Origin of the sequence: Bradyrhizobium sp. BWC-3-1 (assembly GCF_032917965.1) — a bacterium.
In the GTDB taxonomy this organism is placed as follows: Bacteria; Pseudomonadota; Alphaproteobacteria; order Rhizobiales; family Xanthobacteraceae; genus Bradyrhizobium; species Bradyrhizobium canariense_D.
Window position 1 is genome coordinate 4,931,263 of sequence record NZ_CP136625.1, and the last position, 17,962, is coordinate 4,949,224.

Genomic DNA, 17,962 nt, shown 5'->3' on the forward strand with positions numbered 1-17,962 from the left:
GCTGGCTTCATATTTCACTTGGTTCTTTTAAACCCGGCTGCATTGACCACGCGGGGCCGCAGCGATTTAACCTCCCGCTGCGGCCCTCGCCGTATGGCGGCCAGCTTGACCGGCGGTGGGTCGTCCGAAGAGGCCGCTCGAAGCGCCTGCTTAGCTTTGCTTCCCGTGCATGCAGGCGATCACGAACTCCCGCTTTGCGCGACCTTGTCCCTTTCCTCTTCCGCCCGCGCTCGAAAAACCACGTTCGGTGGCGAGCTGCTGGCATTTTTCCAATTTTTGCGGGTTGCGAGGCGCGCCCTGCTGAGCCTGTACAGCGCCTCCGACCAAAGCCAGAGCAATGGAAGCAAATAAGATCGGCCTAATCATTCTGCGCACTCCCTACCTGCAGTTGATCAAATCGCTACAAGAAAATAGTGGCCTGCCTTCGGCATGCCTCTCAATCAAGGCGAGCACAATACCATAACTCACCTCTTGGATGGTAGCATGGGAATGCTGGCGTGAGCCGGCGGGCTTTGGGGTATATTTTTAAAAGCGAACTGAACCTCCACACCGCGCGCCTATACTGATGGGTATCCGGGATTTTTGCTAATCCGGTCCCGGGGCTGGACGGATATCAAGCCGCCGGGACAAGGTATTGTTTGCCCGGCGGCTTCATTTTCGCTTGTCGGCTCAGGGGAGCACCTGCCGGCGTGAACCGGCTGAGCTTCAGGCGACTTTTCCCCACCTACGATAAGCGGTAGCTCGCCCGCGTTCCGAGCTACTAGGGATCGATAATTTGCGGGATACCTAAGATGCCGCTTTGCTGACGGCATGCGGATTCCGATCGATGTCGCCCAGGATTCCGAGATGATCTCGCCCACCATTCCGATTTGAAGTCGCCCACCCGTTCCGAAATGATGTCGCCCACCATTCCGGGATGATGTCGCCCGGGTGACGAGGCCTCTTCTGGCTCCCATAGGGTCAACTCTTTCGGCTTTGCGAAGGGGACCCTGGATGCCGACGGAGAGGCTTGCGATGCGCCGTGTGCGCGATGTGATCAGAATGAAGGCGGCCGGGCTGCCGAGCCGCGAGATTGCGCGACGGGTGGGCGCGGCGCCCTCGACGGTGCGCCTGGCGCTCCGGCGGTTCGAGGCCGCGGGCTTGAGCTGGCCGTTGCCAGACGACGTCACCGACACGGTTCTGGAACTTCGCCTGTTCGCGAAGACCGGCAATGGCAACCGTCAGGGTCACCGCCGCATCGCCGAGCCCGACTGGGCGACCGTGCACCGCGAGCTCAAACGCAAGCACGTGACGCTGTCGATCCTGTGGGAGGAATATATCGCCACCGAGCCCGGCGGATACCGGTACTCGCGCTTCTGTGAGCTCTACCGCGCCTGGGAGGGCCGCCTGTCGGTGACGATGCGCCAGGCCCATGCGGCGGGCGACAAGTTGTTCGTCGACTATGCCGGCGATGGCGTGCCGGTGGTGGTCGACCGCCTGACCGGTGAGCGCAGAACGGCGCAGATCTTCGTCGCCGTGCTCGGCGCATCGAGCTTCACCTACGCACAGGCGACGTGGACGCAGGGGCTCGCCGACTGGATCAGCGCCCATGTTGGCGCCTTCGCGGCGATCGGCGGCATACCGGCGCTGGTGGTGCCCGACAACACCAAGGTCGCGGTCATTAAGGCGAGCCTGTACGACCCGCAGATCAATCGTACCTACGCGGAGATGGCGGCGCATTACGGCACCGCCATCTTGCCGGCGCGGCCGCGCAAGCCGCGCGACAAGGCCAAGGTCGAGCAGGCCGTCCTCATCGTCGAGCGCTGGCTGCTCGGCCGCCTGCGCCATCGCACCTTCTACAGCCTGGCCGAGGTCAATGCGGCGATCGGCGAACTGCTCACGAGGCTGAATGAGGAACGGCCGATCCGGCGGCTCGGCGTGACACGCCGCCGGTTGCTCGAGGAGGTCGACCGGCCGGCGCTCAAGCCATTGCCGGCGTCCCCCTATGTCCTCGCCGAGTGGCGGATCCGCCGCGTCAGTCTCGATTACCACGTCGAGGTGGAGAAGCATTACTACAGCGTTCCGCATCGCTTCGCCCGCGCCGAGGTCGAGGTGCGGTTCACGGCCCGTACCGTCGAGATCTTCCACAAGGGCGAGCGGATCGCCGCGCATCAGCGCATGAGCGGCAATCACAAACACACCACCGTGCCGGAGCACATGGCCTCCAGCCATCGGCGCTACGCCGGCTGGACCATCGCGCGTATCCGCCAGGACGCCGCCGCGATCGGGCCGGCGACCAGCGCGTTGTGCGACCTCATTCTCGACGAGCGCTCGCACCCCGAGCAAGGCTTCCGCGCCTGCCTCGGCATCCTCAGGCTCGCCGCCTCCTATGGGCGCGAACGGCTGGACGCCGCGGCTGCGCGGGCAATCGACATCGGCGCGCGCACCTATGGCTCGGTCAAGTCGATCCTCGCCAACAATCTCGATCGGCGTTCTGCTCACCAGCGTTCCGCGGACGATGCGCCGATCCTGCATGCCAACATCCGCGGACCGCGCTACTACAATTAGGAAATCATCCCTTGCTCACCCATCCGACCCTCGACCGCCTCAACGCCCTCGGCCTCCACGGCATGGCCAAGGCCTTCGCCGACATCGAAGCCACCGGTGAGGCCGCAAGCCTCGGTCACACCGAATGGCTTGCGCTGCTGCTCGAACGTGAAGCCTCGCTGCGGCACGACAAACGGCTCGCCACTCGCCTGCGCTACGCCAAGCTGCGCCAGCAGGCGTGCGTCGAGGACATCGACTACCGCACCCCGCGCGGTCTCGACCGCCCGCTGTTCGCTAAGCTTGTCGAGGGCCGCTGGATCGACGACCACGTCAATCTCCTGATCTGCGGCCCGGCCGGCGTTGGCAAGAGTTGGCTCGCCTCGGCGCTCGGCCACAAGGCCTGTCGCGACAATCGCTCCGTGCTCTATCAGCGCGTCCCGCGACTGTTCGACGATCTGGCGCTCGCCCGCGGCGACGGCCGCCATCCACGCCTGTTGCGCGGCCTTGGCCGTGTCGATCTGCTGATCCTCGATGATTGGGGACTCGAGCCGCTCGACGCCGGTGCCCGTCACGACCTCCTGGAAATCCTCGAAGATCGCTACGGTCATCGCTCCACCATCGTCACCAGCCAGCTCCCCGTGGACCAGTGGCATCTGCTCATTGGAGATCCCACCTATGCCGACGCCGTGCTCGATCGCCTCGTCCACAATGCCCATCGGCTCGACCTCACCGGTGAGAGCCTGCGCCGAACCCGGCAATCCGCCCGAAAGACCTGAGCCCGTGGCGCTGTGGACATGCCGCTGCGCTTGGACAACGCAATCGCGTTGCCCACATGCCCACAGCAACCGCAGAAGAAGAAAAACAGGTTGAAGTCGCGATTCCAGATTGACCACGCGGCTTGACCGATGCCAGAGAACCAGCCGGCCAGAACGCCTCGCCGCTGGGCGAGATCAAATCGGAAAGGTGGGCGACATCGTCTCGGAATCCACGGGCGACTTCATATCGGTACGCCTGGGCGACTTCGTCGGAATCCGCAGACGGCATGCGCGCTCGTCGATATACGAAATGGGCCGGTCACTATCCGCCCCGCAGCCCCGCGGAATGGCTGGCTGACGGCCACGTGACCTGCAGCATCCAATGCCTGAACGGCTGTTGCGATCGCCGGGTGGACGTGCGGCTCGACACACTCCCGCAGGATCAGCCGTGGTCGCAGGTCGGCTTGCGCCTGGTCTGCTCAGCATGCGGCGCCGCAGGATCTGTGCATATCGTCCCGAACTGGCATGACAGTCGCGGGCAAGTCAGGCCAAGCATGGACGCTTGAGGTTTTGATTCCCGCGATGAAGCACGTCACCGAACGCCCTTTTGCCGATCCACAAGCCGCAGCCCGCAAGCTGATCGAGCTCGCCGCCAGTATCGAGCCGGTCCAGGATCGCCGCATCCACATCGAGAAGATCAACTACCCGTTCCTCTACACGCTCAAGGCAACCGGCGCAGAGTTCGGCACCGGCATCAGATGCGCTGTCGAGAAGGGCTGGTTGGAGCTGCACGAGAGCGGTACCTACGTGCGGCTGCTGACAGCCGTAGGAACCTAGCATCACTGCCCGGCTTGCTGTCTCGCTAGCTCTCTTCTTCGAGCTGGCGGAGCGGCCCCGGCCTTTGACCCCCCAGGCAATCCAGCCGGGGCCGTCTCTAAGCCGCGCGGCCCTGCCTTACTCGGCCGGGCTTCCTTGGGAACATAAAGCTGCGTCCAGAGTCTGCCCACGTAGTGGCGAGACGTCCTATGACATCAAGACGAGATTCCGTCCGATGTCCCAAGTGCGACCGACCGACACGGGTTATAGAGCGCATTTGGAACCCAAAGCCACCCGGCTTCCTCCGGATCTTCGAATGCGAATGTGGCGAGTTGGTCTGGGAAGAACAGCCCCATGAGGACGTGGAGGTAGGGCATTGAACAAGGCCGGGGCGTCTCTAAGCCGCCCACTGAGGCGGTCTTACTCCTTAGTCTCCGTCCAACTCTGCGCACCACACTGGCACTTGAACATGCGCACGATTTTCCCGGTTCGAGGGTTCAGCAATTTCAACACGGAGCCCGGCTTCCTGCCGCACTCGTCGCAGGGTTGAACCGGATTTGGGTCGAAGCTCGAAAAGATTTCGTTCTTAAAATCGCGATCCACTGGTACTGCCTCGCCCTGAGGGGACTTAGCTAAGTACCAAAGTGCACACTTGTTCCCTTGCAGGGAAAACCCGGGCGGAATTCATCCGGTTGCGTGGCCCATAGCGCGCTGGTCGTAATGCGTATTCCTGCGCTACCCGGCGCGCCGCCTCTGAAATGCCTCGTCCAGTTCCGCAAGGGTGACGACCTGCTCGGCGCTTCTCGCTAGCTGCTCATAGTTCTCCGCAACTTGGCGGAGCGTCTCTCGGGTCTGCGGGAATTCGCAGTTGTCGGCCTTCGTGCGAAATTCTTCGGCGCGCATCCGCCAGTACTTCGGGGAGTGCATTCGTTCCACGCCCATGGCCGATTCCTCGATTGGACCGTTGAAACCTAATCCAGGTTAAGTCTGCTGGTTCCCGGACGCACGCGAAAACTGTTCTGGCTCGAATCTTTCGATCTTTGTTGCGCCTGCCCAGAGCTCAACAGCATGCCCATTGACAAGCTGCTTCGCACTTTTCCGGGCTGTCGCCTCATCGGGGACTACCAAGTCGACCCGAAGCTGTATGTGCCCGTCAGCCCCGATTACGTAAGCTCGATATTCGCCCATGGTCACGCAGTTGAATGCTTCATCGAGGCCGGTTTAGCGCCGATCTAAAATGGCGGTACTATCAAATGAGACGCCCCGTAGTTTTTACTGAGGACACACGCTGTCCCAACGCAGCGGCCCTTCACTTTTTGAAACCTTGCTGCTGCTGCTGCCAAGTTTGCCCGATGCCCTTAAAGGGCGACCCGGATTGGCCCCGGCTCCTCCGCCCCATTGCCCCTGGGAGCTGGGGCTATATCCACGGCGCTTAGCGATGATCTGGCCGCCGTACTTTGTAGCCATTGGTCGCGGCGGGCTGATTGCCAATGGAGGACAGTATTGTGCCCAAACAAAATTGCCTGATTGTTCGTGCTGCGGGAAGACAACTGGACCTGTTACGCGGCGAAGCGTCTCGCATCGCGAGAGGCAATAATGTCGATTGGTGGATTGATCGCGCGGAGGTCGGAGCTCGTTTCTGCTTCGAGGATGCAAAGGCAAAAGAGTCATTCGCTCTCGCGTGTGACAACCTCGGTATTTCCTGCCAAGACGGCTAATCCACAGTCCATGCTGTAAGCCGATCGCAGTCGGAAACCATTCTAGCAGCGCTAATCCGGCGTGGAGGTCCGCACCTTCGATCCAAAGCACGGGAGCCGAGCGCGTCGGCGCCGCCGCCGACAGCGGGGCTTATGAAGCACGCATCTGTGAAGGGAGCAACAGAGTTGGCGTAGTTCGATCAGCGCTCGAGCAGCCATTGCCCCGGCGGTGCCTTGCTTTTCTCGATGCTGGAGGTATGCGGTCCTTAGCTCGTTCACCGATGACATGCTGACGCCTACCAGCTAACGAGAAGGCCGCCCTCTGAGGCGGCCCCTCGCTTCCGCTCTCAGCCTAGTGGCACGGCTTTCCCGACATCTGCGCGGCGCGTCTGGCCCTCGGGCCAGTCGTACATCTGGACGCCGTGAACTACGCTGGGGCGGTGCTACGAGGCGACGGTGGAGCAACAAGGGCGCGCGACGAGCGGCACCCGCCAAGAAAATGGATGGGTTCAATCCCGACACTCTGTAGCTGAGCGACGGCCGCTAGGGCAGCTTCGTAGCTAATCACCGTAGCAATTTACACGCAGCTTCACTGAAGCGCCAAGAAGCGTTGCCTTCGCAGCATCTTGCGACTGATGGTGAGGAGGAGTGGATATCCTCTGATTGCTGCATCCACAACGTCCGTCGCTGTTGCCAACAACGTTGTCGCTATTCAAAGTTGGAGAGTCCGTCACTTAGGCCGGCTTTGCGAAGTCCGTCGAGGAAATGATCCCGGTCGATGGGGGCTCTATACCTGTTGGCGCGCATCCGAGCGAGGTCGAGCGTGTTAAGGGGCGGAGCTTCACCATTTTCGCTCAGTTCCAGGCATCTCTCTCGAATGAATGCGCGCGCCTCGAAACTCGCTTCTGTCAGTCGATCGGTTTGCGCGTAGCAAGCCGCGAGGAGCGCGTGTGACCAGCGGTCACTCGATCGTGCTTCCTTGAGAACTTTGATCGCGTGTTCGTATTCGCGAGCAGAAAAAAGCGCCAGCGCGTGGTACCAATGGTATATATTAGGTGGAAATGGATTTAGCTGTTTGGCCAATTTAATCCATGCAAGCGCGTCCTGCCAGCGCCCCCAGTAGACCAGGATATTTGCAAAAGCCGCGGCGACATCGGCGTCGTTCGGATTGAGCGCCAGAGCGCGTTTGAAATGAGTTTCGGCCTCTTGATCGCGGTTTTGCAGGAAAAGAAGTTGTGCGAAGACGCCGTGCGACCAGGCGTCGTTCTCGTCAAGGTCGAGGGCGAGCTCGATCTCGCGACGAGCCTCATCCAGTGGAGGGGCGGCGGGGGATTCCAGAAACGCAGCGCAGACGACCGTCCAGGCTATATTGGCGTGAGCGCGAGCATAGGCTGGATCGAGCTCCACAGCCTTTCTGAAGTAGCCTTCCGCCTCATCCATGCTCCTGACGGTCAATTGACGCCATTTCCCGTTCCCCAACAGGACGAGATCGTAGGCCGTGATGTTTGAGGTCTGCTTGCCTCTCGCGATCTCGCGGCCCGCGTCCTCAAGCCGGCCGGGTAGCGCCGAAACGATCTTGCCTACGATTTCGTCCTGGATGGCAAATATGTCTTCGATCTCGCGGTCGTGGCGCTCCGTCCAGAGGGTGAAGCCGCTCGCGGCATCCAGAAGCTTGACGGTCACCCGCACCCGTTTCCCGATCCGGCGTGCGCTCCCTTCCACCACATATCGTACGCCGAGCTGGCGGCCGACCTCTCTGATGTCGGACGAGCTGGCCCGGTAAACGAAGCTGGAATGGCGGGCCACGACGAAGAGCGACCGGAAACGCGACAATTCCGCAATGACGTCTTCCGTGATCCCGTCGGAAAAGTAGTCCTGCGCTGGATCGCCGCTCAAGTTGGAAAACGGCAGCACGGCGATCGAGGGTTTGTCGGAGGTTGCGGATGGGAGCCATGTTTGCCGGCTGCCGTCGGGCAAGGTGGCGGCTGGCGGGCCGACATAGCGGTAACCGCGGCGCGGCAGCGTCTCGATCCAGCTACTGCCGCCTTCGACGGCCGCAAACGCTCGCCGCAGAGCCGCAACCTGTACGGTCAGGTTGCTTTCCTCGATCGCGAGTCCAGGCCAGGCCGCCTCCATCAAAGCGTCCTTGGCAACCGGCTTGCCCGCCTTTTCCAGAAGCAGCCGAAGTAGCGCGACCGCTCGCCCTCCGAGAACAACCGGCTCGGCTCCGCGAAACAGCGTGTCGGCTTCTGCCTCGAGACGAAATGGACCAAACTCGTAGATCGTCACCATCGCCTAGAGACACCATTTTCGGCGAAATTTGCAACTTTTTCCGACCGGATTCAGGACACGACTTGGCGCTCCGTGAGATGACGGCACGGGCATTGGTGGCGCGGAGCAAATCGGATGGAACAGCGGCAGCCATACGACGACCTGATGGGCAAATCGCACTCCGAACCTCGGCTCACCCCACAGCTACGGCTCAAGGGCAATGTGATCCTTGAAGGGAACGCCGGCTACGACGAGGCGCGCACGGTCTGGAATGGCGCCATCGACAAGCGGCCGGCCATGATCGCCTATTGTGCCGGTGCCGAGGACGTCGCCCGAGCCGTCGCGTTCGCAAGATCTCATCACATCTGCATCGCGGTCCGCAGTGGCGGCCACAACGTCGCCGGCCTGTCGGTCTGTGACGGCGGCATGGTCATCGACCTGTCTCACATGAAGCGGATCGAGGTCGATCCGGTCCGCCGGATCGCCCGCGCCGAGGCCGGCCTCAATCTGGGCGAGTTCGACAGGGCGACACAGGAGCACGGCCTGGCGACCACCATGGGCGTCAACAGCGATACCGGTATCGCCGGGCTGACGCTTGGCGGTGGCTTTGGCAAGCTCGGGCGCAAATACGGGCTGACCTGCGACAACCTGATTGCCGCCGAAGTGGTTACAGCCGAGGGAAAAATCCTAAGGGCCAGTGCGACCGAACATCCCGACCTCTTCTGGGGCCTTCGGGGTGGCGGCGGCAATTTTGGCATCGTGACCGCGTTCGAATATCGGCTTCATGCCATCGGCACCTCGCTGCTCGTCGCGTCAGTACTGCATCGATATGACGCAGCGCGCGAGGCTATGCGCTTCTATGATGACTTCGCCCGAAGCGCTGCCGACGAGGTAAACGTCGATGCAGCCCTTGTAACGCTGCCGTCGGGCGACCGATTTTTCAACATCTCCGGCAGCTATGTCGGTTCGCATTTTGACGGTGAGCGAGCCCTTTCACCGATCGTCAAGTTCGGCTCGCCCGTCGAGACTCGCCTCGCAACTGTCCCTTATCTTGAGATTCAGTCGGGAGGCGATGCCCTGTTTCCACGCGGACGGCGCTATTACTGGAAGGCGCAGTTCCTGCGCGAGATCAGTGCGGGCGCGATCGACGCGCTGCTCGACGCCTATGCGAGAGCGCCCAACACCTCGTCGTTACTGGTTTTCCAACACGTCGGCGGCGCAATAGCGCGGATTCCAACGCCCGACTCGCCTTACGCAAACCGCGATGCAGCGTTCGACTGCTTTCCGGTCGCGATCTGGGATGATCCGACCGAAGACGACGCGAACATGCGTTGGGCGCGCGAGCTGTGGAGCGCCGTCAGGCCCTATTCGACCGGCGGCGTCTACGCCAACAATCTCGGCGACGAAGGCGAGGATCGTGTGCGCGATGCCTATGGCGAGAACTATGCGCGGTTAGCCGCGCTCAAAACCAGGTACGATCCGACCAATCTCTTCCGTCTTAACCAGAATATCCGACCGGCGACATAGTTCACGGCTGACACCATGCTTCCGGCAGAGATCGGCGACCGGAACCCCCGCTTCGTGCTCCTTCAAAATCCCGATGATCTGTTCTTCCGTAAACCGCTTGCGCTTCATGCTCTGGTCCTCGGCTTGGGCCAGAACGAACTTCAAACTGGATTAAGCTCAAGAGGCAAGGTCACGCGGACCATTCTTGTGGTCGGACATGCAGGCAACATATCGTGATATTGGCGCAAATAAAGGCCGCGCTGGCTCCGTAAGAACAACGGGAACAACGATGCTACCATACTCGCGGCTAATCCCGTCTCAGGTTCGGTAGCTCAATCTCTTCAGCAGCTGCGCGCTCAACTCCAACACAACCTCGACAGGTTCGCAGTCACAGCCGAGCAGTGATCGCGGTTCGCGATCCAGAGGGCACGCGCTGAATTTCGACCGCCCAAGTGCTGCGGCCAAGGCAATTTTCAGGTCGCGCAACTCGTGCGGACCGTGCTCGCGATTGCCCAGCAATTTAGACCCATATTCTGATTTGCCATGTGCGTGAAATGGGAAAGCCGCGGTCGCTGAGAAACGATTGGTGTTGAAGCTGCGGACACCCCTACCCGCCCCTTACACGCCCGTGACACACATTCGTTCATGCCTTCCCGCTGTGCGGCGTTTGGCGACGGTGTCGTTGCCGACGGCTATCCATCGAAACTTCATCTTTCTGGTAAGCTTCTCCTCTCTGACATCGCTGCTGGCAGGTGGTACACCCGTGTCCTGATAAGCAGACCGGCCATCAGGGACACTTCATTTGAGTTTGCCTACTGCAATCACATGAAGTGGCGTGTCTTCAGCGGCCCCACGATCACGTCTGCTCACCAGGCAAGAGATGATCTAAAACTGACAGATCGCACAGATGCGATGGCTCTTGTAGGTCTGGAGACGACGGATCAGGTGCGATCGTGTACCAAATCAGTTTGACGCTGCCGCCTTGACTCCTCCCTCATTGCTAAGCCCCGCCGCCTGCCGCCGCCTGCCGCCGCTCGCCGCGATCTTCACATCAACGAGCAGGCGATCGATGATTGCGGCGCTGATGACCAGAACACGATCATGGTCCGCTTGGCCAAGCCGCAAGCGGCCATGTTGCTCGAGGGCCGGCAGTGTCGCGCACAGGTCGTCGAGGATGCGCCCCTTCTCCGCCCGTTTGGCCAACCGGTAACGTTCCATCACCGCCTACAACAACTCGCGTCGCGCGCCCATGCTGATCTTTCCTGCCATAGAAGGCCACCGAAGCAATTTGGTGACACTGCTGCGGTCATCGGCGAGAAGTTGTCCAGTAACATTCTGGATGAGGCAATCTCCCCTCTTCGGCGTCCGCGCCGGCCCGGACATTATCATGAGACGCTGCGCGACCTCGGAAAGGACCGTGAGCCCAGCGAAGACATCAACCAGCCCGAGCGATCCAATGCCTGCCCGGCAAACTATCGTATCAGCCGCGCTCGCGCCGTTTCCGCAACCCTGACCAGCTCCGACGGCGCGAGCGCTACCCTCGTGCCGTCGGAAAGTTCAAAGCAGAGCTAAACTGAAAGTACGAACGCAAGCAGCTCGCCTTGCAGATTCAAGTGCAACTAAGCTTCTGCAGAAGCGAAATTCCGACACTGATGATCGCAGAAAGCAAGACGCCTAGTCGCGCGGTTATGTCTATTCCTGCTCGATCTCGGCCGGCGCGTGCTCGATCTGCCGCACCGGCTCCCCGGCTCCGGGCCAAGATGCGCGGTGACTTAGCTGGATGGTTGTCCGCGGTCGAGGCCCTCTCCCACCACGGGACCTTGGGGTGCACCGTCGTCAATTGGATGTCTGCGGCAGGCGCGGCGCCGACGTGCGGCCGGACTTCAATTGGATCAAGCCCGCGGCCTCCTCGATGCGTTACCGATGAAGTTCTGCGCGCGGTGCGGGAATGGCCGCTGGGTCTGCGAGAACCACCCGGACCGCCGATCGGCCTAACGAGAGCGCGGAGTTTGCGATTGGGTGACCCGGTCCCAGTCAGAAGGCCGTGCGGGATCTATGCCGCAGGGCCTTGGGTGCAACTGTCCAGGCCCAGCCGGATTCCGTCGCAGCAGATCTAGCGTCCCTGCGTTGCCTCGAACGAAGCCCGTCATTCGCGACGGGCTCAAGGTCAGGGAGGAAAGGCGCCCCAAGGGCGCACGTTAAACTTATGATCGCGCCAGTACGGTGTGTCGCAACTCACACTGTGGATAACAAAAGTGCCCGCGGGTCGCGCCATTCGATGGAGCCGCATCAGCCTTGATGCGGCTGCTGACGCTGCCGGTCCGCGCACGATCAATGCACCACGCCGAGGTGAGCAGCCGTCGCGGATGCAGGGCGTTATCACACCATGGAGCTCTCAAACCCATGACCCCGTGAGATCATGTAGGCTCTGCCGTGAGCCATCAAGGCCGTTCGCCGCCGCCCTGGCAATGGCCGGCCGGCACTGTGCGACGTCCGCGGCTTTCACTGCCGCTGCGCTCCCAGCCAGTTGGCCGCCCCTTGTCTGCATCCTGATGGCAGCGAAGGGCTCAGTCCAGCGCACCTCAGCGCGTTGGAGCTTGCCGCGGCGTTCTTAGCCGACGGCCGCAGAGGTCGACATGCTCGGAACCGAGAGTGTAGCCCGAGATAGCTCCAAAAGACACACGCCAGACGGTGTTCGGATAGCTGCCGGCGCACACCAAATGTGTCGTATCGGATGCATAGTTGACGCAGCGCTGTAGACACTGCCTCGCCAGCGCAGCTTGGCGATCGGGGCAGATCAGGCCGGTTCTTTCGTCTTCGGCCCTCCCAGCGTCGTCCTCAAAAAAGCAATTCCGCGACTGCGCATTTCGAGTCAACACGTTCATGCATTGAGCGGTTGCGTCGCCGACCTGCGCCTTGGTCGGTTTCACCAATGGGCACTCTGGGGGAATCTGAGCTGGGACCACGTAGGTACGCGCTGGCCGGCGGGCGAGCACGGCGGCTCTGTGCTTCCTCACCGCGGACCCACGTGACGGTCCTCGAGAATCTTCGGCGCAGGCGATAGGAAGGCATCTGGTCCACAGCGGACCGCTGCTCACGCACCGATTGGCGTCTGGCGCGCAGCCGGTGGGGCAACAGGTTTGCGCAGACGCGGGCGATATCACCGCATATGCCAAAACCAGGATTGTCACCATGAGATGGCGCATGTTGCCCCCACCAGACAGCAGCTAAGCGGCGCTCGACTGGTCCTTTTCAATCGCGCTCATTCTTCTTGTCATCTCCATCCTGGCCGCCAAAGCCCGAGGAGCCCTTGTTACCGCCGCCACCGCCAAATCGGGAGCCTTCCTCTCCCGAATGCGCGACCTTGGATCCCTTTGCGCCACCCGAGTTCTCGCCGCCAGCCCCGCCAGAGCCCCCACCACCGCCGCCGGTTGATGAATGCTCCTTGGTCGAGTGATCCTCGGTCGCGCTGTGTGGATCATTGTCGAAGACTGAATGACTGCTGCCGCCTCCGCCGCTATATCCTGCTCCGTCTTGGGCGCCGGAACGTGCGATGGCTGTTGACGTTAACGACGTCGACAGCAGTAGCGTCATCGCTGGCGGGGTTACGGCAGCAAACCTGCCACACGTCTTCAAGAACTCCCGGCGGTCTTCGTCTTCTTTTGTGGTCATCTGGTGCCTCGGGCTACCGCAACTGTTTAACTTAAATCAGATTAAATAAATTAAATATCTTTTAATTAGTTCAATCACGAAAAGTTACGTTCAAGTGCGCCTACCATTGGTCGTACTGCCCAGCCCGCGCGCATCAGTCTGCCTTTGGACGCGATCCGCCGACCGCCGGGTACGCTGCTTTGGAAGCTTGAAACTTCGCTCAATTTGACCAAGGCGCGGCAGACCACGCCTTACAGTTGGGTGCATCCGACCCCCGGGGGCGCTGAGGGGACGCCCATGGCCAAACTTGCCGTTGAATTGAGGAGGCTTTGGCTACGTTCTCGTTTTCTGGCTTCAGAGGATGTGAATCGTGGGCTAATGAAGCGGCTCGTCACTGGTGGCGCTTCCTCGCGCCTGCCTGTTCGATGACATGGCTGGCATCCGGCTCTTCGATTCCCGCTCTATGTCCGGCGACCTGTTGCAGGCGCACGGATCACCGGCACCACACTGGCAGCCGAGCTCTGCGCTCCAAGCTCGGTCCGGGTGGTTCTCGCAGACAAAGCCGGTGCCGAAGCAGATGGGATAGTTGGGATTGGTCATGGCATGAAAAAGCGCGCGGGCCCTGCTCCAAAGATCGCAAGCAGACCGCGCGCCTCGGTTACGCCGCCAATTCTTTGCGAACCGCGGCGGCCGAATTGCCTACCTTGTCGACGGCCTTCTGCAGCTTGTCCCTGGAGACACCAAGCTGCTTGTCCAGTACTTGACCTCGGACTCTTCGTGCAAGTTGATCTTGCTACGGTCGCGCTGGAGATTGTCGCTCATCTTCCTCCTCCATCGCCTGTACAAGCCGTTCATCGTCAAGGACGGTCATCAGGTCATTGATCGTCTTTTCGCTATCCCTCGGCCCAGGCTCGACATAGCGAGCCAGGATGGCTTGGGCTTCTTTTACCGCTCGGGTTACGCGATCCGGCATGCCGGTACTCCACTCACTGGCGAGGAAAACGCCCGTAAGAAGGCTGTGTTCCCAAAAGGAAGGCCTCCGGGAGAGGCGGAGGCCTAGTCTGGGGAGGTTGCATATGCTTGAAAAAACTTGACCTGCTGCGCCCCGTTCCTACCGCTGCGCATGAAGCCGGCGCCTCCGCGCTGATTGCTTAATCTGCGTTATAGGTGCGCTTGAGCAAGAGCCCTGCTCGGTCCCGGTAGTGAGCTTGTCCCGCCGGCAAGCAATGGCGAGAGGCTTCAACAGCGCCTGTCTGCTTGGATCGTTTCAAGGCCACCGCGTCTTCATCGCCCAGGCGGAGGTATCAGTAGCCCGCATGCAGTGGCGTCGAATGTACGTGAGCTATTTTTTGGATAACCCTTTGAACGAACTAGCGCGAAGCAGGCCTTCAGAGGTGATGTCCCTGTATTCAACGTCCGCAAAAAACTTCGGCTCGACCCAGGTGGCCTTCGGTTTCTTGATGCGCTTAGTGAGCTTTTGCTTCGGGCTGACGACGGTATCGAGCGCTTTGCGGATCTCCGCCGATTTCGTCCGGCTCCAGCCCGTCCCGACTTTCCCCATGTACCGCAGCTCTTTACCTTCCTGCTTGCCGAGGTAGAGCGCGGCGACGCCGGACGGGTCCTTGACGAAGCCAACGACGGGGAATTTCTCGCGCTGGACGGTCTTGATCTTCTGCCAGGTCTCAACCCGCTCCGACCGGTACGGCGCATCAACCCGCTTGGAGACGATGCCCTCGTAGTTCAGCTTGCTGGCCGCCTCGAACAGCGCCTGCCCGTCACCTTCATGGTGCTCACTATAGAAGATCGGTGCTTCCAGCCCGTGCTCGTCTATCAGCTGCTTCAGCAGCTCCTTGCGGGCAAGCTGAGCCATTTTGCGAAGGTCTTTGCCGTCCAACCATAGAAGATCGAAGGCGAAGTAAACCAGCCGGTCCTGGTCGCCCCTGCCGAGGTCCGCCTGAAGTTCTGAGAAGTTCGTTCGCCCCTCATGGATGACAACCACCTCCCCGTCGACGATGGCTTGCCCTTCGATGTCGAAGGCGCCGGCAATGACCGAGAACCTGTTGACCCAGTTGTGCCCGTTACGGGTGAAGGCCTTCCGGTCGTCGGCGTCGATGTGAAGCTGGATGCGGTAGCCGTCGTATTTGACCTCGTGAATCCACTGAGCCCCCGAAGGCGCTTTCATCTTCAGGGTCGCAAGCTGGGGACTGATAAAGCCCGGCTTGGCAGCTTGCGGCTTCTTAGCCGGTGTCCGGGTACGCTTTGCCACTAACGCAACTCACAAAAAGCCCGCCGCCGGTTTTGGGGAGCCGACGACGGGGCAGTCTACCTACCTTTTTTGCGACTCTCCAACCGCGGAGCCCAAGCGGCGTTCCCGGGCGTTCTCTCATACAACCGCAATCGCGATTCCAGGTTGTATTTTCAACGTCAACGAGAACGGCAGCCGAACAGGAAGCGAACGCGGTGTGCTAATTCCTTCTCAGTACCGCCGCCGCTGCGGCGCGCGCCCCGCCGGCGGGACAACAGTACCGACAACGCAGGTCGGCTTGGCGGGAGTTTGCTTGCACCAATGATTGGCTGCGGAGATGATGCGGAATGTCAAAAGCCATGGAGTTGATTGTCGCAGGTTATGTGAGGGGCAAGGATCGACGCGCTCTCGCAGAATTGCTCGCGCATCGGCGCAAGATGCTGGGCGAGCTGCAGGCCGTCTCGGGTATCGATCCGGCGAACGCCATTCAAGCCGTTCAGGACGAACTTGCTATCATCGAAGCGGGATTGGAGGAGCTCAAGCCGCCGGCTGGCTCACTGCCCGAGAACGAGTGGAACGAGGCAGCCGGCTCCGAGCACGAGATAATGCAACGATGACGAAAGCTACCGGCTAACGAGTTGGGGCTATGCCGTTAAAAATGTATGGGCCGATTGCGTCGAGCACCAATTTTGCCGCGCTTGATGTCAGATGAACTGCATCGCTTGCAACCACCTCGCCATTTGGCGTGCGCACGAGGCACTCCTGGCGCTGATTGCAAAGCACGTTCCTCTCGGACACATACTCCACGCCCGCCGATTTGCTGAAACGAGCCATCAGGTCGTCCTCCGCCGGACCGGACACGCCGGATCCCAGTCGGTCCGGCAATTCGTGCGCGAAACGATAGTGGTTGACGATGGCGAGCGGGAGGGTGCGCTTCCAGACCGGCGGCGGCCCAATAATGATCACCCGGGAGACGCCGGCTTTGCGCAAGCTAGCGATGGTGCCGCCGAGCTTGTCCAGGTCGTTATCAAATCCCCACATCGCGTGCAGCACCACGATATCGGGGTGAGATACCTTGATGAGGCCAAAAGCCACCTCGTTGCTTTGCTTGCAGGACGCATTGGGTCCGGCCTCAAGAATCGGCGCGCAACCGGGCGCACTGAAACGCGCTACGCGGAACGAAGCCGATCTGGCCGCATCGGCTATAGTCGGAAAGAGCGCTGCAGCATTTGAATCCCCCCACAACAGAAGCAAAGGTCCGTCACCTTGCTCGATGCAGCTCATGTCAAAGCTGCTGCCCGGCGCCTCGAGGAAGCAGTGGTCTTTGAATGCAGGATTGTCGTCAGTGCTGACTGCCGCGATCGCCTGCAGTTCATCTGGAAATCGCGAGACGAAGCCGGCAAAGAGGATCGTTGCGACTCCGATCACCCCGACTAACGCTAGAGTCATCGACAATGCCGGCACGACATTGCGCGCATGACGAACCGGCCATTCGATGAAGCGATATGTCAGAATCGAGAGCAAGATCGCGGCGACAATCGTGGCCCATATTTCGAGGAAGTTCGGCACCCCATGCCGAACGATGCCGAGGTAGGCCAGGAGCGGCCAATGCCAGAGATAGAGCGGATAGCTGATGACGCCAAGCAGCACGGCGGGGCTGCTCGACAACAGCAGTCGGTTGACAGCGGCATTCGGCGTCGCGATCACGACCGCGGCGCCGAGCACGGGGAGCAACGCCAGCGCACCCGGAAAGAGCATCGATTTATCAAACAGCAGCGCAGAGACCAAGATTGCGCCAACGCCGGCCGCGCTCAGGAGATTGCTACTGTCTTTCCTCACGAGATTGGCCTCAGCCACGAGACCTCCGATCAACAGCTCCCAGGCGCGCGGAACGGGCGCATAGAAGGCCCAATCCGGATTGGTCCACGCCAAAACTAATCCGGCTGCCAGCGAGACTCCGATCAATCCGACGATGATCTGCCGACGATGTGGCGAATGCACCATCAGACCGAGAGCCAACGGCCAAAAGATATAGAATTGCTCTTCGACGCCGAGCGACCACAGATGAAGAAGCGGATTTTCGGCAGCCAGCGGCGCAAAGTACCGGGCCTGCCCGAGCTGGAACAAATTCGAAACGAAGAGCACGCTGGCGGCAATGTTCTCTCCGAGCAGACGTAACTCTGAGGGGAGCAGGATGACCCATCCGAGCGCATAAGTGGCCAACAGGACGGTAATCAGCGCCGGAAAAATGCGTTTGATCCGCCGCCCGTAGAATGTCGAGAGCGAGAAGCCGCTGGGTGCCAGCAATATCCGGGTGATCAGAAAGCCCGAAATGACGAAGAAGATGTCGACGCCAACGAAGCCGCCGGGCAACATCCAGGGATGCGCGTGATAGCCGATCACTAGCAGGATCGAAACAGCGCGAAGCCCGTCAATATCTGGCCGATAATTTTCAGACGGTTTCATGGACGTTGCAGGTGCGGCATCCGTTCTTC

Annotated in this window: 12 protein-coding genes and 3 pseudogenes; 5 read left to right on the top strand and 10 right to left on the bottom strand. The window is 60.9% G+C overall.

What is annotated here, in order from left to right:
* Positions 1 to 150: 150 nt before the first annotated feature.
* On the bottom strand, positions 151 to 366 hold the full coding sequence (locus RX329_RS23910) for a hypothetical protein (protein ID WP_085353431.1): 216 nt from the start codon (positions 364 to 366) through the stop codon (positions 151 to 153).
* Positions 367 to 1,014: 648 nt separating this feature from the next.
* On the opposite strand from RX329_RS23910, the gene istA reads away from it, so the two are divergent.
* The 3 genes from istA to RX329_RS23925 all read left to right on the top strand — a co-directional run bounded on the left by istA (position 1,015) and on the right by RX329_RS23925 (position 4,118).
* On the top strand, positions 1,015 to 2,547 hold the full coding sequence (gene istA, locus RX329_RS23915) for an IS21 family transposase (RefSeq protein ID WP_083843304.1): 1,533 nt from the start codon (positions 1,015 to 1,017) through the stop codon (positions 2,545 to 2,547).
* An 11-nt stretch (positions 2,548 to 2,558) separates the two neighbouring features.
* Entirely contained in the window at positions 2,559 to 3,302 is a 744-nt protein-coding gene (gene istB, locus RX329_RS23920) for an IS21-like element helper ATPase IstB (RefSeq protein WP_007605871.1), read from the top strand.
* Positions 3,303 to 3,863: 561 nt separating this feature from the next.
* Positions 3,864 to 4,118 (top strand): hypothetical protein, encoded by a 255-nt coding sequence (locus RX329_RS23925; RefSeq protein WP_317244400.1) that lies wholly within the window; start codon positions 3,864 to 3,866, stop codon positions 4,116 to 4,118.
* Between the two features lie 714 nt (positions 4,119 to 4,832).
* On the opposite strand, the gene RX329_RS23930 is transcribed toward RX329_RS23925, so the two are convergent.
* Together RX329_RS23930 and RX329_RS23935 are read right to left on the bottom strand one after the other, a co-directional pair.
* Entirely contained in the window at positions 4,833 to 5,039 is a 207-nt protein-coding gene (locus tag RX329_RS23930; RefSeq protein ID WP_085383109.1) for a hypothetical protein, read from the bottom strand.
* A 1,463-nt stretch (positions 5,040 to 6,502) separates the two neighbouring features.
* Entirely contained in the window at positions 6,503 to 8,086 is a 1,584-nt protein-coding gene (locus tag RX329_RS23935; RefSeq protein ID WP_317244401.1) for a winged helix-turn-helix domain-containing tetratricopeptide repeat protein, read from the bottom strand.
* Positions 8,087 to 8,200: 114 nt separating this feature from the next.
* Between RX329_RS23935 and RX329_RS23940 the strand changes: the two genes are divergently transcribed.
* The gene (locus RX329_RS23940; protein ID WP_317244402.1) at positions 8,201 to 9,592 is read left to right on the top strand and encodes an FAD-binding oxidoreductase; all 1,392 of its coding nucleotides are present in this window, start codon (positions 8,201 to 8,203) and stop codon (positions 9,590 to 9,592) included.
* Between the two features lie 6 nt (positions 9,593 to 9,598).
* On the opposite strand, the pseudogene RX329_RS23945 reads toward RX329_RS23940, so the two are convergent.
* The 6 genes and pseudogenes from RX329_RS23945 to ligD form a co-directional block, all read right to left on the bottom strand.
* Positions 9,599 to 9,700, bottom strand: a pseudogene (locus tag RX329_RS23945) (transposase); the annotation flags it as partial.
* Between the two features lie 834 nt (positions 9,701 to 10,534).
* Positions 10,535 to 10,789 carry a hypothetical protein gene (locus RX329_RS23950; RefSeq protein ID WP_317244403.1) on the bottom strand — a complete coding sequence of 85 codons (255 nt, stop codon included), beginning with the start codon at positions 10,787 to 10,789 and terminating at the stop codon, positions 10,535 to 10,537.
* A gap of 2,142 nt (positions 10,790 to 12,931) precedes the next feature.
* Positions 12,932 to 13,243 (bottom strand): annotated as a pseudogene (locus RX329_RS42025) (hypothetical protein); the annotation flags it as partial.
* A 637-nt stretch (positions 13,244 to 13,880) separates the two neighbouring features.
* A pseudogene (locus RX329_RS23960) lies at positions 13,881 to 14,077 on the bottom strand (DUF3606 domain-containing protein).
* The gene (locus RX329_RS23965) at positions 14,016 to 14,195 is read right to left on the bottom strand and encodes a hypothetical protein (protein ID WP_317246497.1); all 180 of its coding nucleotides are present in this window, start codon (positions 14,193 to 14,195) and stop codon (positions 14,016 to 14,018) included. Before RX329_RS23965 ends, RX329_RS23960 begins: the two are co-directional and overlap by 62 nt.
* A gap of 369 nt (positions 14,196 to 14,564) precedes the next feature.
* Complete coding sequence (gene ligD / locus RX329_RS23970) at positions 14,565 to 15,488, bottom strand: non-homologous end-joining DNA ligase (RefSeq protein ID WP_317244404.1); 924 nt, start codon at positions 15,486 to 15,488, stop codon at positions 14,565 to 14,567.
* A gap of 326 nt (positions 15,489 to 15,814) precedes the next feature.
* Between ligD and RX329_RS23975 the strand changes: the two genes are divergently transcribed.
* Positions 15,815 to 16,084, top strand: a complete 270-nt coding sequence (locus tag RX329_RS23975; RefSeq protein ID WP_317244405.1) for a hypothetical protein — start codon at positions 15,815 to 15,817, stop codon at positions 16,082 to 16,084.
* 13 nt (positions 16,085 to 16,097) lie between these two features.
* Here RX329_RS23975 and RX329_RS23980 read toward each other — a convergent pair whose 3' ends face one another.
* Positions 16,098 to 17,933 (bottom strand): acyltransferase family protein, encoded by a 1,836-nt coding sequence (locus RX329_RS23980; protein WP_317244406.1) that lies wholly within the window; start codon positions 17,931 to 17,933, stop codon positions 16,098 to 16,100.
* Positions 17,934 to 17,962 lie beyond the last annotated feature (29 nt).

What these genes read in the sequence shown, in the direction of transcription:
- RX329_RS23910 (WP_085353431.1), bottom strand. Translation starts at nt 366, where the DNA reads ATGATTAGGCCGATCTTATTTGCTTCCATTGCTCTGGCTTTGGTCGGA.
- istA (WP_083843304.1), top strand. Translation starts at nt 1,015, where the DNA reads ATGCGCCGTGTGCGCGATGTGATCAGAATGAAGGCGGCCGGGCTGCCG.
- RX329_RS23925 (WP_317244400.1), top strand. Translation starts at nt 3,864, where the DNA reads ATGAAGCACGTCACCGAACGCCCTTTTGCCGATCCACAAGCCGCAGCC.
- RX329_RS23930 (WP_085383109.1), bottom strand. Translation starts at nt 5,039, where the DNA reads ATGGGCGTGGAACGAATGCACTCCCCGAAGTACTGGCGGATGCGCGCC.
- RX329_RS23935 (WP_317244401.1), bottom strand. Translation starts at nt 8,086, where the DNA reads ATGGTGACGATCTACGAGTTTGGTCCATTTCGTCTCGAGGCAGAAGCC.
- RX329_RS23940 (WP_317244402.1), top strand. Translation starts at nt 8,201, where the DNA reads ATGGAACAGCGGCAGCCATACGACGACCTGATGGGCAAATCGCACTCC.
- RX329_RS23950 (WP_317244403.1), bottom strand. Translation starts at nt 10,789, where the DNA reads ATGGAACGTTACCGGTTGGCCAAACGGGCGGAGAAGGGGCGCATCCTC.
- RX329_RS23965 (WP_317246497.1), bottom strand. Translation starts at nt 14,195, where the DNA reads ATGCCGGATCGCGTAACCCGAGCGGTAAAAGAAGCCCAAGCCATCCTG.
- RX329_RS23975 (WP_317244405.1), top strand. Translation starts at nt 15,815, where the DNA reads ATGTCAAAAGCCATGGAGTTGATTGTCGCAGGTTATGTGAGGGGCAAG.
- RX329_RS23980 (WP_317244406.1), bottom strand. Translation starts at nt 17,933, where the DNA reads ATGAAACCGTCTGAAAATTATCGGCCAGATATTGACGGGCTTCGCGCT.